Annotated in this window: 13 protein-coding genes and 2 pseudogenes; 4 read left to right on the plus strand and 11 right to left on the minus strand. The window is 54.1% G+C overall.

Going from position 1 to position 14,615, the window contains the following annotated elements; all coding sequences use genetic code 11:
* The first annotated feature begins 83 nt into the window (after positions 1 to 83).
* Complete coding sequence (gene pepT / locus JNO11_RS07185; RefSeq protein ID WP_010246276.1) at positions 84 to 1,313, plus strand: peptidase T; 1,230 nt, start codon at positions 84 to 86, stop codon at positions 1,311 to 1,313.
* Positions 1,314 to 1,380: 67 nt separating this feature from the next.
* Here the strand turns inward: pepT and JNO11_RS07190 are convergent.
* The 8 genes and pseudogenes from JNO11_RS07190 to rluE form a co-directional block, all read right to left on the minus strand.
* Positions 1,381 to 2,506 (minus strand): annotated as a pseudogene (locus JNO11_RS07190) (cupin domain-containing protein).
* Between the two features lie 57 nt (positions 2,507 to 2,563).
* A complete protein-coding gene (phoQ, locus tag JNO11_RS07195) occupies positions 2,564 to 4,024 on the minus strand; it encodes a two-component system sensor histidine kinase PhoQ (RefSeq protein WP_010246272.1) in 1,461 nt (486 codons plus the stop codon).
* 2 nt (positions 4,025 to 4,026) lie between these two features.
* Complete coding sequence (phoP, locus tag JNO11_RS07200; protein WP_010246270.1) at positions 4,027 to 4,695, minus strand: two-component system response regulator PhoP; 669 nt, start codon at positions 4,693 to 4,695, stop codon at positions 4,027 to 4,029.
* 104 nt (positions 4,696 to 4,799) lie between these two features.
* On the minus strand, positions 4,800 to 6,170 hold the full coding sequence (gene purB / locus JNO11_RS07205; RefSeq protein WP_010246268.1) for an adenylosuccinate lyase: 1,371 nt from the start codon (positions 6,168 to 6,170) through the stop codon (positions 4,800 to 4,802).
* 44 nt (positions 6,171 to 6,214) lie between these two features.
* Positions 6,215 to 6,856, minus strand: coding sequence for a high frequency lysogenization protein HflD (gene hflD / locus JNO11_RS07210; protein ID WP_010246266.1), 642 nt, complete (start codon positions 6,854 to 6,856; stop codon positions 6,215 to 6,217).
* Positions 6,857 to 6,898: 42 nt separating this feature from the next.
* Positions 6,899 to 8,011, minus strand: coding sequence for a tRNA 2-thiouridine(34) synthase MnmA (gene mnmA, locus JNO11_RS07215; protein WP_010669869.1), 1,113 nt, complete (start codon positions 8,009 to 8,011; stop codon positions 6,899 to 6,901).
* 42 nt (positions 8,012 to 8,053) lie between these two features.
* A complete protein-coding gene (locus JNO11_RS07220; protein WP_132498423.1) occupies positions 8,054 to 8,527 on the minus strand; it encodes an NUDIX domain-containing protein in 474 nt (157 codons plus the stop codon).
* A 44-nt stretch (positions 8,528 to 8,571) separates the two neighbouring features.
* Positions 8,572 to 9,234, minus strand: coding sequence for a 23S rRNA pseudouridine(2457) synthase RluE (gene rluE, locus JNO11_RS07225; RefSeq protein WP_031293006.1), 663 nt, complete (start codon positions 9,232 to 9,234; stop codon positions 8,572 to 8,574).
* A gap of 104 nt (positions 9,235 to 9,338) precedes the next feature.
* On the opposite strand from rluE, the gene icd reads away from it, so the two are divergent.
* From icd to JNO11_RS07240, 3 genes are all read left to right on the plus strand, one after another.
* Positions 9,339 to 10,589, plus strand: coding sequence for an NADP-dependent isocitrate dehydrogenase (icd, locus tag JNO11_RS07230; protein WP_010246256.1), 1,251 nt, complete (start codon positions 9,339 to 9,341; stop codon positions 10,587 to 10,589).
* A gap of 524 nt (positions 10,590 to 11,113) precedes the next feature.
* Positions 11,114 to 11,311, plus strand: coding sequence for a hypothetical protein (locus JNO11_RS07235; RefSeq protein WP_192072594.1), 198 nt, complete (start codon positions 11,114 to 11,116; stop codon positions 11,309 to 11,311).
* Between the two features lie 300 nt (positions 11,312 to 11,611).
* Complete coding sequence (locus JNO11_RS07240; RefSeq protein WP_089414311.1) at positions 11,612 to 12,619, plus strand: glycosyltransferase family 9 protein; 1,008 nt, start codon at positions 11,612 to 11,614, stop codon at positions 12,617 to 12,619.
* On the opposite strand, the gene JNO11_RS07245 is transcribed toward JNO11_RS07240, so the two are convergent.
* The 3 genes and pseudogenes from JNO11_RS07245 to JNO11_RS07260 form a co-directional block, all read right to left on the minus strand.
* Entirely contained in the window at positions 12,613 to 12,951 is a 339-nt protein-coding gene (locus JNO11_RS07245) for a DUF1493 family protein (protein ID WP_158131795.1), read from the minus strand. The two genes, JNO11_RS07240 and JNO11_RS07245, sit on opposite strands and share 7 nt — an antisense overlap.
* Positions 12,951 to 14,011, minus strand: a pseudogene (locus JNO11_RS07250) (glycosyltransferase family 9 protein). Before JNO11_RS07250 ends, JNO11_RS07245 begins: the two are co-directional and overlap by 1 nt.
* A gap of 339 nt (positions 14,012 to 14,350) precedes the next feature.
* Positions 14,351 to 14,521, minus strand: coding sequence for a hypothetical protein (locus JNO11_RS07260; RefSeq protein ID WP_010246238.1), 171 nt, complete (start codon positions 14,519 to 14,521; stop codon positions 14,351 to 14,353).
* Between the last annotated feature and the right edge of the window lie 94 nt (positions 14,522 to 14,615).

Genomic DNA, 14,615 nt, shown 5'->3' on the forward strand with positions numbered 1-14,615 from the left:
AACCTGTCTGCGAATGATTTTACGCAACGTTGTAACCGGCTGGTCTGTTAATAATACCGGATGGCACTTTTAAAGGATGGGATATGGAACAGTTACTTGAGCGCTTTTTAAGTTATGTGGCCGTTGAGACCCAGGCTAAGCCGCAGGCGCGCCAGGTGCCCAGCAGTGAAGGGCAGTGGACGCTGGCGCGTCAGCTGCAGGAGGAGTTGCTGGCACTGGGTTTTGTCGATGTCTCCTTAAGCGATCACTGTTGCGTCATGGGCACGCTGCCCGCCAATGTTGACTGGCCGACGCCAGTCATCGGTTTCATCTCTCACATGGATACCTCGCCAGACTTTACGGCGAAACATGTTAATCCGCAGATTATTGAAAATTATCGCGGCGGAGACATTGCGCTGGGTAACGGCAACGAAATTCTCTCGCCGGTGATGTTCCCGGTGCTGCACAAGCTGATTGGGCATACGCTGATTACTACCGATGGCAAAACTCTGCTGGGCGCGGATGATAAAGCGGGTATCGCTGAGATCATGACGGCGATGGCGCAACTGGCTGCGAGCGATACGCCGCACGGTGCGATCCGTGTTGCCTTTACGCCCGATGAAGAGATTGGTCGCGGCACTTCTCACTTTGATGTGGAAGGCTTTGCCGCTGACTGGGCCTACACCATTGATGGCAGTGATTTAGGGGAGTTCGAATATGAGAACTTCAATGCTGCTTCGGCCACCGTCAAAATTGTCGGTAATAACGTGCACCCTGGCTCCGCCAAAGGGGTGATGGTCAATGCGCTGGATCTGGCAAACCAGTTTCATGCCGCGGTCCCGGCCAGCGAAAAACCGCAATATACTGACGGCTATCAGGGCTTCTATCATCTGCATCAGATCAAAGGCAGCGTTGAACACGCCGAGATGCTCTATATCATTCGTGACTTCGAAACGGAGAGTTTTGAACAGCGTAAACAGACGCTGCTGCAGATTGCCGCAGAGATCAACAAAACCCTGCACCCGGACTGTTCGGTCACCGTCGAGATCACCAACAGCTATCGCAACATGCGTGAAAAGGTTGAGCCGTTCCCGCACATCATCGAACTGGCTTTACAGGCGATGCGTGACTGCGGCATTGAGCCGGTAGTGAAACCGATTCGCGGCGGTACGGATGGATCGGCGCTGTCCTGGAAAGGGCTGCCTTGCCCGAATATCTTCACCGGTGGCTATAACTATCACGGCAAGCATGAGTTTGCTTCGCTGAATATCATGGCGAAATCGGTGGAAGTGATTGTGCGGCTGTCAGAGCTGGCGGCGCAGAAGAAGAATTAAATCCGCAGACACAAAAAAAGGCTCTCTGCCACGGCGGCAAGAGAGCCTGATTCAGTATCAGTTCAGATTATTCGTCGCCGAAGTACCAGTAACCGGCATTGACCAAATCGGCGATCTGCGCCAGTACCGACGGGTCATCCAGCGCATCGCCCAGATCGTCCAGTGTGATGCGATAGTGGCGCGCCAGGACCGCCATCACATCGGGATGTGAACACTCAACCCGCTCACCGTTGACATAGACCGCATCGCCAATCGTCAGGACACGCAGGCCACCTAACCGGCTCAGGGTATCGCCCTGTTGCAGCGCATCATAAATTTCATCAGGCTGGTAAGGCGGTTCCGGTGGCGCGACATCGAGTTCGTGACGTGACTGGGAAATGAATTCGCCAAACCACTGAGCGAACTGCTCCGGCTGATTGACCACATCCAGCATCAACTGACGTACGCCTTCAATCTCCTGCGGCAGAATCTGCGACGGGCAATCACGTGCAGGCACATCCGGATCGCTGAAGCGCAGGCTGCCCAGCTCATTGGCCAGCGCGTAATCCGCAAAGCCGCTGATTAACTCGCGTCCGCTGGGGGGCACGGAAACCCACGGAGTAGTTCAGGGCGTTTTCCAGCGAGTAGCCTTCATGCGGGAACCCCGGCGGAATATAGAGAATATCACCCGGCTCCATCTCTTCATCGATGATGGCGTCGAATGGCTCAACCTGCAGCAGATCCGGGTGCGGGCAGTGCTGCTTCAGCGGCACCTTTTCACCGACGCGCCAGCGACGGCGACCGGCACCCTGAATAATAAAGACATCATACTGATCAAAATGGGGACCGACGCCGCCGCCAGGGACGGCAAACGACACCATCAGGTCATCAACACGCCAGTCAGGCAGGAAACGGAAAGGGCGCATCAGTGCGGCAGAGGCTTCATGCCAGTGATTGACCGCCTGTACCAGCAGCGACCAGTTGTTTTCACCCAGATGATCATAGCTCTCGAACGGGCCGTGGCTGACCTGCCATTTGCCATCCTGATGGCTGACCAGGCGGCTATCCACCTCGTTTTCCATCGCCAGACCGGCCAGTTCATCCGGTGAAAGAGGATCGACAAAGTTTTTAAAACCACGCTTCAGCACTACCGGGCGTTTCTGCCAGTAACGCTGAATAAAATCGGGCCAGTTAATATCGAGCTGATAGTCCATAAAAGGGTTCCGCTTAGGGCTGTAAATGCCAGCAAGTATAACAGCCCTGAGGGTTTTCTACTCGCGGCGATGTTCGACTTCCTGGCGCTGAAAGACCACTTCCATGCGTGTTCCGCCGAGTGCGCTACCGGAGGCGATGACGTTGCCCTCATATTGCTCAAGAATATCACGCACCACCGCCAGACCCAGTCCCTGACCGGGACGCAGGGTATCGGCGCGCTGACCCCGGACAAACACTAAATCGCGCTTGCTCTCGGGAATGCCCGGACCATCATCGTCAATATAGAGATGGAGTGCATTTTCGCTCTGAAAAGCGCTGATTTCGATAAATTCCAGGCAGTACTTGCAGGCGTTATCGAGCACGTTGCCGAGTACTTCCATAAAGTCATTCTGGTCGCCAACAAAGGTCAGCTCCGGTGAGATATCCAGCGAAATCGCCACGCCTTTACGCTGATAGACTTTATTCAGGGCTGAGCAGAGCTTGTCGAGCAGACCGGAAACGGAATGCAGATCGCGCTGCAGCGGATTGTGATCGGCCTGCATACTGGCGCGATGCAGATAATAACCGACCTGCTGCGAGATTCGACTAATCTGCTCCAGCATCACCGGCTCAGCCTGTTCCACCGTCAGTTCCTTGCCGTTGCGCAGCGAGCGCAGGGTGCTCTGCAACACGGCCAGCGGCGTTTTCAGACTGTGGGTCAGGTCTGAAAGCGTGGTGCGATAGCGGGTATAGCGTTGTCGCTCATTGGTCAGCAGCAGATTGAGGTTACGCACCAGACTGCGCAGTTCCTGCGGCGGATTATCCGCCAGATTTTCGCGCTGGCTGGTCTCCAGTTCGCGCACCTGCTGTGTCAGCGCGCCAATCGGCCGCAGACTCCAGTGCGCCGCCAGCCACAGCAACGGAATGATCAGTATCAGGTTGGCTGCCAGCACATAGCTGAACCACGACCAGACCACATCAGAATGCTGCAACTCCTGCGGGATAGAGTCGACCACCACAATGGTGAGCGCGGGCAGATTCGTGGTGGCATCGTAACGGTTAACGGCGACCGAGTGGGTAAAGGTATCGTTGCTGTCATTGTCCCAGTCGTTGAGTCGTTGCTGAGCATTCAGGTTATTGCCCATTGCCACCATGCTGGTACGGTTACTGGTATCAATCTCGTAGAAGTCAGGCTTCAGCAGCCATTCACGGCGGATCTTCTTGCGGATCTCTGGCACGTCGCGTTGTTGCCACAACAGTTTGCCGTGCTCATCGTAAATAAATACCAGCGTCGGGAAGTTGAGCGTCATCCGTTCCGGCTGGGCGATGGTGAGTTTGTTGTCATGCCATTGCGCCAGCGTAAAGAACAGGTTGCTCTCGCCGCGCATCACGCGGTAGGTGTTTTTATCGAAACTGACCACATAGCCAATCACCGCCACCATGCCATAGGAGAGTGAGAGGAAGAGGACGATCGCTGCGGAGGCCAGCAGAAAGCGGGCGCGCAGCGAAATAGGGCGATAACGATTAAACCAGGACATGGTCAGAGATCAAAGCGGTAGCCCTGGCCACGCACGGTGGCGATCACGTCAGTAGGATGCAACGCCAGAATTTTTTTGCGCAGACGGCCCATAAGAACGTCGATGGTGTGGCTTTCACGCAGTTCAGCGTCAGGATAGAGCTGCAGCATCAGCGAGTCTTTGCTCACCACTTTGCCCGCGTTACGGATCAGCGTTTCGACAATGGTGTACTCAAAGGCCGTGAGCTTCACCGGCTGTTCATTGACCGTCAGTTCACGGCGGGAGAGATCAACCTGAAACGGGGCCATATCGATGATTTGCGAGGCATGTCCGCTGTTACGACGCATCAGCGCCTGCAGGCGTGCCGCGACTTCTTCAATGTGAAACGGTTTGGTGACGTAGTCATCCGCACCGGCTTCCAGCGCCTCAACTTTGGCCTGCCAGCCTTCACGGGCGGTCAGCACCAGAATCGGCTGGCGCACAGCATCGCTGCGCCAGCGGCGAATCAGAGACATACCATCTTCATCCGGCAGGCCGAGATCCACCAGCGCGATATCGGGCAGATGTTCCCGAAGAAAATAGTCAGCTTCTTTGGCGTCTTCGGCGGCATCGACCTGATGGCCCATGTCACGTAACTGGACGGCGAGATGATGGCGCAGCAGGGCATTGTCTTCAACAACCAGAACACGCATAGAAATTCCTTACACTCTGTTTGAGTCAACCTGCAGAAAGTATACGCGAAATGTATTAAACAAGATGTTAACGCAGACCGGACTGGGCCGGTCTGCGGCGGGCATTATTTCAGATCGTCAACCATCTGGATAGCGCGACCAATATAGTTTGCAGGCGTCATCTGCTTCAGACGGACTTTTTCCTCTTCCGGCAGCGCCAGGCTGTCGATAAAGGCCTGCATGCCGGCGGCATCGACGCGTTTACCGCGCGTCAGCTCCTTCAGCTTTTCATAAGGCTTCTCAATGCCATAACGGCGCATTACCGTCTGGATCGGTTCTGCCAGCACTTCCCAGTTGTGATCCAGTTCGTCCAGCAGACGATCGCGGTTCACTTCCAGTTTCGAGATGCCTTTCAGCGTCGCCTGATAGGCGATCAGCGCATAACCGACGCCCACACCGAGGTTACGCAGCACGGTGGAGTCGGTCAGATCGCGCTGCCAGCGTGAGACCGGCAGTTTGCTGGCCAGATGCTGCATTACCGCGTTCGCCAGGCCCAGATTGCCTTCGGAGTTTTCGAAGTCAATTGGGTTCACTTTGTGCGGCATGGTCGACGAGCCAATCTCGCCCGCAATGGTCTTCTGTTTGAAATGGTTCAGCGCCACATAACCCCAGATATCGCGATCGAAATCGATCAGGATGGTGTTAAAGCGGGCGATGCAGTCGAACATTTCGGCAATATAGTCGTGCGGCTCAATCTGGGTGGTGTAAGGGTTCCAGGTGATCCCCAGCGAGGTGACGAAGTTCTCGCTCAGCGCATGCCAGTCCACTTCGGGATAGGCGGCAATGTGGGCGTTGTAATTCCCTACAGCGCCGTTGATTTTGCCCAGTACTTCAATCTGCTTCAGCTGACGTAACTGACGCTCCAGACGGTAAGCGACGTTCGCCATCTCTTTACCCATCGTCGACGGTGTAGCCGGCTGGCCGTGGGTGCGGGAGAGCAGCGGAATGTCACGATATTCGCTGGCAAGATCCTTCACAGCGGTAATCAGCTGCTGCCAGTAAGGCAGGATCACGTCACGACGGGCTGTTTCCAGCATCAGGGCGTGCGACAGGTTGTTGATATCTTCAGAAGTACAGGCGAAGTGGATAAATTCAGAAACAGCATGCAGGGCAGGGACGTCGGCAACTTTCTCTTTCAGGAAATACTCAACCGCTTTGACGTCGTGGTTGGTGGTGCGCTCAATGGTTTTGATGCGCGCGGCATCTTCTTCGGAAAAACCGGCGACAATCGCATCAAGGAAAGCGTTTGCGTCGGCATCAAATGCAGGAACTTCCTTGATCTCTGCGGTCGCGGCCAGTTTTTGTAACCAGCGAACTTCAACCTCAACGCGGAATTTCAGCAAACCGAATTCGCTGAAAATCGCACGCAGCGGGCTGACTTTATCGCCGTAACGACCATCGACAGGTGAGACGGCGGTCAGAGAGGATAATTCCATCAGTGCAACTCCTGAATCATTTAGCAGTGTTTTGCCGCACCGACTTAGTAAGTCAGTGGCAGCCGGGATAAGAGGGTTTTCGCTTCACGCAGCAAACGCTGACGCGAGAACATCAGTTGCAGTCGGCCACCACCGACCTGCTGCCACAATACGGCAGCACGGATACCGGCTAACAGGGTGGCGCGCACTTTACTCTGTACCTGCGTATTCTGCAGTACCGCAGGCGAACCGGTGACCTGAATACGCGGGCCAAGCGGGCTGATCACATCCACATAGATGGCAGCCATCGCGCTGAGAATGGTGTCTGACTCCAGTTCATAATGCGCCAGCTGGCGATCCAGCTGAGTGATGCGCTGGGCCAGCGTCGCCATGGCTGTTTTACTGGCGCTGAGCTTGCGCTCCAGCACCATCATGCTCAGGGTGTAACGCGTCAGCTCTGCACCTGCACCCTGACGACTGCTGCTGTTCAGCACCGCCATCAGCGTTTCAAGTCCGAGGCGCAGGTTGGCTTCATTGTTGCCAAACACCGCCAGCGTTGAGCCAGGATTGAGGTCCAGCACGCTGCGCAACGATACGGTCAGCGCCTCCGGCTGGCAGTGACCCTGCTGAGCCAGCTGCTGCACCAGATGGGCCGACTGACAGATGCCCGCCAGCGCCAGCGTAATTTCCTGATAATTTTTCGCCACGGTTACTCCTGTTTACGCGTCATCAATGCGGGCTGAGCCCGCTTACTCCGCCACTAACGGCAGACGCTGTTCGATAATACCGCCACCGAGGCAGACCTCACCAAGGTAAAACACCGCAGACTGACCCGGCGTCACCGCTGCAACCGGCTCGTCGAAACGCACCTCAATCCGATCGTCGCCGTGTGGGATAATCTCACAGGGAATATCGGTCTGACGATAGCGGGTTTTCACGGTGCAGCGAAGCGGGGCGGTAATCGGCTGGCGATCAACCCAGTGCAGCTGCTGCGCAATCAGGCCGACGGACATCAGACGCGGATGATCGCCGCCCTGGGCGACAATCAGGCGGTTACGCGCCACATCTTTGTCGACCACATACCAGGGATCATCTTTGCTCTCTTTCAGGCCGCCAATACCCAGGCCTTTACGCTGTCCCAGAGTATGGTACATCAGCCCCTGATGTTCACCGACGATCTGGCCTTCGGTGGTTTCTATTTCGCCAGGCTGAGCCGGGAGATAGCGCGCCAGGAAGTCGCGGAATTTGCGCTCACCGATAAAGCAGATGCCGGTGGAATCTTTCTTCTTCGCGGTGATAAGGTCGAGCTGTTCGGCAATGCGGCGCACTTCCGGTTTTTCCAGCTCGCCAACCGGGAACAGACTTTGGGCGATCTGCTGGTGGCTCAGGGTATAGAGGAAGTAGCTCTGATCTTTGTTGCCATCCAGACCGCGCAACAGCTGGCTCTGGCCAGCCACGTCCTGACGACGCACGTAGTGACCGGTGGCGATAAAATCTGCGCCGAGATCTTCAGCCGCGAACTCCAGGAACGCTTTGAATTTGATCTCTTTGTTGCAGAGGATATCGGGGTTGGGCGTGCGGCCCGCTTTGTACTCTTCGAGGAAATGCTCAAAGACGTTATCCCAGTATTCAGCGGCAAAGTTAACTTTGTGCAGCTTCATACCCAGCTTGTCGCACACCGCTTGCGCATCCGCCAGATCGTCCGCGGCGGTACAATACTCCTCGCCATCGTCCTCCTCCCAGTTCTTCATGAACAGGCCTTCAACCTGGTAACCCTGCTGTTGCAGTAACCAGGCGGAAACGGAAGAATCGACGCCGCCGGACATACCGACGATCACTTTTTTCTGGCTGTTGTCAGACATGACACGCTCGCATTACGATAAAAAAACAGGCGGCGCATTCTATCATGCAGAAGGCAGGCGCGCACCCTCGTGAAACGGCCACCGGAACGGGCTGACCAGATGTAGCGGGTAGCGCGTGCCCTGTTGCCACAGGCGTACGCTTTCCGCGACCAGCGGCGAACGCAGGTTAGAGGCAGTGAGAATCTGCGCTGGCGGCAACCACCAGCAGCAATCGATGTCGCTGTCCTGCGGCTGGGTTGGCGCTTTTTCCGCCAGATCCACGCCAAACAGAAAACGCACAAAAGGCGTACTGTCGGGTGCGATCCACTGGTTTATCGCGATGAAATAGTGCATCGGCGTGGCGATGCCAGTCTCTTCATAGAGTTCGCGCTCTGCGGCTTCCAGCAGAGTTTCATCCGCTTCAAGATGCCCGGCGGGCTGGTTCCAGGTGGGGCGATCGTTGATCGTCTCTTCCACCACCAGTAATTCACCTTCTGCCTGAACCAGACAGGCGACAGTAACATGAGGTTTAAACATCACTTCTCCGCAATTGTTAACCTGAGGTTATAAAAAACCGGTTTTCAGAGCGCACTTTCACTGAGTTCACGCCACGCGCCCGGAGCCAGATCGTCGAGCGAATAACTCCCCATCGCGTACCGGATCAATCGCAATGTGGGAAAGCCAATGTGGGCGGTCATCCGGCGAACCTGACGATTACGGCCTTCATACAGCGTGATTTTCAGCCACTGCGTCGGGATGTTTTTACGTTCGCGTATAGGTGGCTGACGTGGCCAGAGCCACTCAGGCTCAGCCACTTTTTCTACCCCAGCGGGCAGCGTCAACCCATCTTTCAGATTAACCCCATCCCGCAAAGGCTGCAGATCCGTCTCCTGTGGCTCGCCTTCCACCTGCACATAATAGATCTTACCTGTGCGTTTGCCGGGCTGAGTCAGCGCAGCCTGCAGCGCGCCGTCGTTGGTCAGCACCATCAATCCTTCGCTGTCGCGATCGAGGCGACCTGCGGCATAAACCTCTGCGACGCTGACAAAATCCTTCAGTGTTCGGCGGCCCGCTTCATCGGTGAACTGCGGTAACACGTCGAACGGTTTGTTAAACAGAATCACGCGGCGCGGCGCCGCAGGGCGGGCAGGGGAACGCCGCGCATCACGCGTCGGGCGGCTGAATCGTTTATCCTGGTGAATTCGTTGAGAAGTTTTTCGCATGGGCTTTGCAGTCAGAAACATTCGGCGCATTATAACGTGAAATTGCGGTGATTGGCGTGGCGGAAATATTCAAGTAGTATTGACGCGCATCTTACAAATCATTAACAAACGCCCAGGAGAGGTTAATGGAAAGCAAAGTAGTTGTTCCGGCGGAAGGTCAGAAAATCACCCTGAATCAGGGCAAGCTCACAGTGCCAAACAATCCGGTCATTCCTTACATTGAGGGTGACGGTATCGGTGTTGATGTTTCCCCGGTAATGCTGAAAGTCGTCGATGCGGCGGTGAAGAAAGCCTACAACGGCGAGCGTAAGATCTCCTGGATGGAGATTTACACCGGTGAGAAGTCAGTTGAACTCTACGGCCAGGATGTCTGGCTGCCACAGGAAACTCTCGACTTAATTAAAGAATATCGCGTGGCCATTAAAGGCCCACTGACCACCCCGGTCGGCGGCGGTATTCGTTCACTGAACGTGGCCCTGCGTCAGGAGCTTGACCTCTACGTCTGCCTGCGTCCGGTACGTTACTACAAAGGCACGCCAAGCCCGGTTAAACGTCCTGAAGAGACCGACATGGTGATCTTCCGTGAAAACTCCGAAGATATCTATGCCGGTATCGAGTGGAAAGCGGGCTCTGCCGAAGCGGACAAAGTGATCAAGTTCCTGCGCGAAGAGATGGGCGTGAAGAAAATTCGCTTCCCTGAGCAGTGCGGTATCGGCGTTAAGCCGTGTTCAGAAGCGGGCACCAAACGTCTGGTGCGCGCGGCAGTGGAATACACCATCACTAACGATCGTGATTCACTGACCCTGGTCCACAAAGGCAACATCATGAAGTTCACCGAAGGCTCTTTCAAAGACTGGGGATACCAGTTAGTGAAAGAAGAGTTCGGCGGCGAACTGATCGACGGCGGCCCGTGGATGAAGTTCAAAAACCCGAACACCGGCAAAGAGATCATCGTTAAAGATGTGATTGCTGATGCGTTCCTGCAACAGATCCTGCTGCGTCCGGCTGAGTATGACGTTATCGCCTGTATGAACCTGAACGGTGACTACATCTCTGACGCTCTGGCAGCGCAGGTTGGCGGTATTGGTATCGCACCAGGCGCCAACATCGGTGACGAGTGTGCGCTGTTCGAAGCGACCCACGGTACAGCACCTAAGTATGCAGGTCAGGATAAAGTGAACCCAGGTTCAATTATTCTGTCCGCAGAAATGATGCTGCGTCACATGGAGTGGTTCGAAGCGGCTGACCTGATTGTTAAAGGTGTTGAAGGCGCTATCGCTAACAAAACTGTGACTTACGATTTCGAACGCCTGATGGATGGCGCTAAACTGCTGAAATGTTCAGAGTTTGGTGACGCGATCATCGAAAATATGTAATCAGCTTTACGTAACATATAGCCAACACGGATGTAAAAATCGTGTTGGCTTTTTTATTTCACGCCTTCTTTCCCCAAAATCTCCCCAAAACAGTTTATAAAATCACCTTCACACAGCAACCACAATCCAGACTTTGCCGCGATCATCGTTATAGCGATTACTCATCTAAGCGCTTATTGCTTTCGCACCGTGCTGTTTAAGACATTTACTCCGTGAGAGTGCTGCTAAATCATTTCTCGCTGACTGGCATTTTACTCTCTCTGCAAATTGAATTGTCTGATGCCACGGTAAAAGAGTGAGTGAACGCATATCTGTCATCCACCCTGTCACGCCTGATTGGTTAAACGACCCTCTGTTAATCTCTTTCAGTACCAGTTAAGCGCCCGGCATTAAATGTGTCGGGCCACGTTATTTGCTCCTTACAGCTGATTCATTTTTGTAACCTGTACCACAAAAAAATAGAGTTACGCATGATCCGGTTGCCGCAGACGTGTACGCTTCTGCCGATACAGAGGGAGAGCATTATGGATGATGAAGCGGTAAGTGATGCTATTGCGGCATGTCGCCTGCTATTTGGACAGGCGGTGATGGAAATCGTGGCTGAAAATAAGCCTGTGACTGGTGAAGCCATTTCTGAAAAAATTCATCAAATGTTTACCGGAATCAACCCGGAACCCGTGATGAAGCTGGCTATCAGCCTGCTGACAACCCGCGCCGACTGACCGATCCCGGTCATCAAGCCAAAGACCTCAGGCCGCCATGGGCGGCCTTTTCCTTTCTATACGCTGGCCCGGCAGGGCCGACGCCGTAAAAATAATAATCCGGTTAATAATTCAGGTCTGTCTCTGGCCTGTCGTGCTGGCCTCTTATTTTAACAATATCGCAACTATGGAACCAATCTGACACTGCGCTGACTAATTTGCTGACTATACCGTTACGTTACCGTTTTCAGAACGTTAACCGGGCGAGTCTTACTTTTATTCAGCCAGAACGGCGTAGCCTTTGCGCAGAGGATGTCAGACATGCGGGTTTTAATTATTTGTCGGGATAATATTGGCGACACCTTACTGACCACGCCGCTGATCAGTGCGCTGGCGCAATCGGGGCAGCATCAGGTCGACGTGCTGACTAACAATTACGCTGCGCCAGTGTTGCAGCATAATCCCGATATCCGGCAGCTCTTCTATTACACCAAACTGCATCACCGTGAGGCAGGGCAGGGACGACTGGCCTGTGTATTACAGCGACTGAAGCTGATGCTGACCCTGAAAAAACAGCGTTACGATGTGGTGATTCTGGCAAAAAGCCGCTGGGATCAGCATGGCCTGAAGTGGGTTAAAACAGTGCGTCCTGCCAGAGTGATCGCCCTGGGCCATCCCCATCCGCTGATTACCGATCTGTTGCCGCCACCCAGCCAGTCGCCGTGTCATATCAGTGAAACCCTGTTTAGCCTGGGGCGGCCTTTCAATCTCAGCGCCACAGCGCCAGGCAAACTGACGCTGCTACCGGATGCGGCAATCGCGGCCAGCCTGCGTGACAGCTGTGCAATTGATCCCGCTGTTCCGGTCTATGCATTGCAAATCAGCGCCCGCAAGCCGAGCCAACAGTGGGAAGCCGCGCGGTTTGCCGGGCTGGCTGAAAAAATCGCGGCGCGTCATTCCTGCCAGATAATGCTGCTCTGGTCACCCGGCAGCCGTGATAATCCGCGTCATCCGGGAGATGATGAAAAAGCGCGTGAAATTATGGCGCTCTGCCCGCATCTGCCAATCAAAGCGGTGGCAACCACCAGCCTGCCGCAGTTGATTGCAGCAATGTCGTTGTGTCAGGGGCTGGTGAGCAGTGATGGCGGGGCAATGCACATTGGTGCGGCGCTGGGATTGCCGGTCGTCGCGCTGTTTGGCGACAGCGATCCGGCATGCTGGCATCCGTGGCAGGTTAACTATCAGGTGCTGCAACCGGCGTCACGTGAGGTCAATGCGCTGAGCAGCAGCGAGGTCTACGACGCCTTCGCCCATACCATTACTCAGTAATCCTCTTCAGGCCAGCGTCCCAGTCTGGCCGCTTCACACAGCATGGCGACCGTCAGTGGACGATAAGGCCGTGCTGTGCCCGCAGTAAACCAGTTTGCCACTGCAAAGCGCCGTCGGCGCGGCTCCGGAAAATAGCGGGCGTCATCATACTGTTCTGAACAGACGCCGAAAGTGATAAAAAAATCACTCATCAGAATGGCAAAGTCCACTTCACTCAGCGGTAACTGCTGCAGATGAAATCCCGCCCGATCCACTTTCCGGAACCAGCCCAGTGCGGTTGGCTGATTGTGGTGCTCAATCAGCGCAATGATGGATTGAGAAAGGTCGTTCATTACCCCACCAGTTTCGCCACGGCCTGCCCGACCTCATCGGCCTTGATCGTTGCCATCGGATGCTGTGAGGCGGTTTTATCCGGGCGGTGAATAATGATGTGCCGATCGCTGTCCTGGCAGGGACCGGTATAACGCGGATTGGCGGTCGAGAACAGGCTGACCGTCGGCGTTTGCGCGGCCACGGCGATGTGCAGTGGACCGGTGTCCCCGGTAACCAGCACATCCAGCGTGCGAATCAGGCTAATCAGGCCGCTGAGATTCGTTTTACCCGCCATCGGGGTCACACACTTACGGTAGTGCAGGGGCAGGCTTTCAATAAATTCCTGCTCAAGAGGCTGCTCAGCGGCGGTGCCGGTAATGATAATTTCCGTGTCAGGCCAGCGTTCAAGCAAGGCTGTCGCCAGCTGGCTGAAGGAGGCCAGCGGCCAGCGGCGAATATCTTTTGATGCCCCTAACTGAAAACCGATACGGCGATGGTCAGCCTTTGCAGTCGGACTGTTGTTCAGTGCCGGAAGGTGCATCCGGGTTTGCTCTGTCTCTGCGCCCAGGACTTCAATCAGTTTCAGCTTACGCTTGATGGTATGGTCGTCAAAATAGCCTGAATAGTGATCGAGATATTTATTTAGCAGAGGCGACTCTCGGCCGTAATGATCGCGCACAATCACCTTACTGCCGGTCAGTACCGAGCTCATAATATCGTAGGGGAAATGGGCGTGTAATATTACTGACAGGTCAGGTTTCTGACGGCGCAGTTTGAAAAAAGCGGCAGGAAATTCGCCAGTTTGTTATCCCAGATATAGATCTTATCAAACCAGTTATAACGGCTGACGAGATCCTTATTTTTCTTGCTGGAAACCAGAATAAACTTGCTGGCGGGAAAGCGATTTTTCAGGCTCCAGATAGCCGGCGTATTCATCAGAAAGTCGCCCAGTGCCGTGGTGGAGTAAATCACCACTGTTTGTGGGGCCAGGTCGTGCAAGGCCTGTGGTTTTGTTCTGCTGGAAAATCGAGAATAGAGCGTTAAAAGTCGGTCTATCAGATAAATCTTTTTTTTCTTCACGTCTGAATTCTCTTGAATTTACCAATGTTATTAACAGGGAAATATTATGGAGTGTTAGAGATTAACGCTACAGAGAAGTTCATTATGACAGGATGTTTTTTTTCAGTCATTGAGTTTTTGTTTGAAATACACTCGCTTTCTGGTTTAAATAAAAATGAACTTTAATTTTTTGTTATTTGGAAGATGTTTTATGTGCACTTTTATTAATGAATGATTACGGCTTGTAATTCTATGAAAAACTAATAGCAGGTTAATGATTAGCGGAATTATTCTATGACTTCTATCTATTAAAAAAACATGCGATAAAACAAACCCCGGCACGTGTGCCGGGGCAGAGTATTACGACTGTGGCTGACCCACCGGGCCTGAACCCAGCGTACCGCCCGGTGACGACTGACCGCTTGGTGCATGAGGGCGGCCATCATCTTTAATTGCGTCGCTCTTCTGCGAGCAGCCCGCCAGAGAGGTTAAGGTCGCTGCAACCAGCAGCAGGGCAGGAATTGTTTTCATAAGGTCACCTTGATGTTGTCAGAAAGAGACGAAACCAGACTAAGCATAGATACTTACCGCACTCTGGCCTGAAAAGGCTTATCTTTCAGATGTT

The sequence above is a fragment of the Pantoea sp. 1B4 genome (assembly GCF_016925765.1).
Lineage (GTDB): Bacteria > Pseudomonadota > Gammaproteobacteria > Enterobacterales > Enterobacteriaceae > Pantoea > Pantoea agglomerans.

What these genes read in the sequence shown, in the direction of transcription:
- JNO11_RS07220 (WP_132498423.1), bottom strand. Translation starts at nt 8,527, where the DNA reads ATGTTTAAACCTCATGTTACTGTCGCCTGTCTGGTTCAGGCAGAAGGT.
- phoQ (WP_010246272.1), bottom strand. Translation starts at nt 4,024, where the DNA reads ATGTCCTGGTTTAATCGTTATCGCCCTATTTCGCTGCGCGCCCGCTTT.
- JNO11_RS07260 (WP_010246238.1), bottom strand. Translation starts at nt 14,521, where the DNA reads ATGAAAACAATTCCTGCCCTGCTGCTGGTTGCAGCGACCTTAACCTCT.
- JNO11_RS07235 (WP_192072594.1), top strand. Translation starts at nt 11,114, where the DNA reads ATGGATGATGAAGCGGTAAGTGATGCTATTGCGGCATGTCGCCTGCTA.
- mnmA (WP_010669869.1), bottom strand. Translation starts at nt 8,011, where the DNA reads ATGTCTGACAACAGCCAGAAAAAAGTGATCGTCGGTATGTCCGGCGGC.
- phoP (WP_010246270.1), bottom strand. Translation starts at nt 4,695, where the DNA reads ATGCGTGTTCTGGTTGTTGAAGACAATGCCCTGCTGCGCCATCATCTC.
- JNO11_RS07240 (WP_089414311.1), top strand. Translation starts at nt 11,612, where the DNA reads ATGCGGGTTTTAATTATTTGTCGGGATAATATTGGCGACACCTTACTG.
- pepT (WP_010246276.1), top strand. Translation starts at nt 84, where the DNA reads ATGGAACAGTTACTTGAGCGCTTTTTAAGTTATGTGGCCGTTGAGACC.
- icd (WP_010246256.1), top strand. Translation starts at nt 9,339, where the DNA reads ATGGAAAGCAAAGTAGTTGTTCCGGCGGAAGGTCAGAAAATCACCCTG.
- purB (WP_010246268.1), bottom strand. Translation starts at nt 6,170, where the DNA reads ATGGAATTATCCTCTCTGACCGCCGTCTCACCTGTCGATGGTCGTTAC.
- JNO11_RS07245 (WP_158131795.1), bottom strand. Translation starts at nt 12,951, where the DNA reads ATGAACGACCTTTCTCAATCCATCATTGCGCTGATTGAGCACCACAAT.
- rluE (WP_031293006.1), bottom strand. Translation starts at nt 9,234, where the DNA reads ATGTTTCTGACTGCAAAGCCCATGCGAAAAACTTCTCAACGAATTCAC.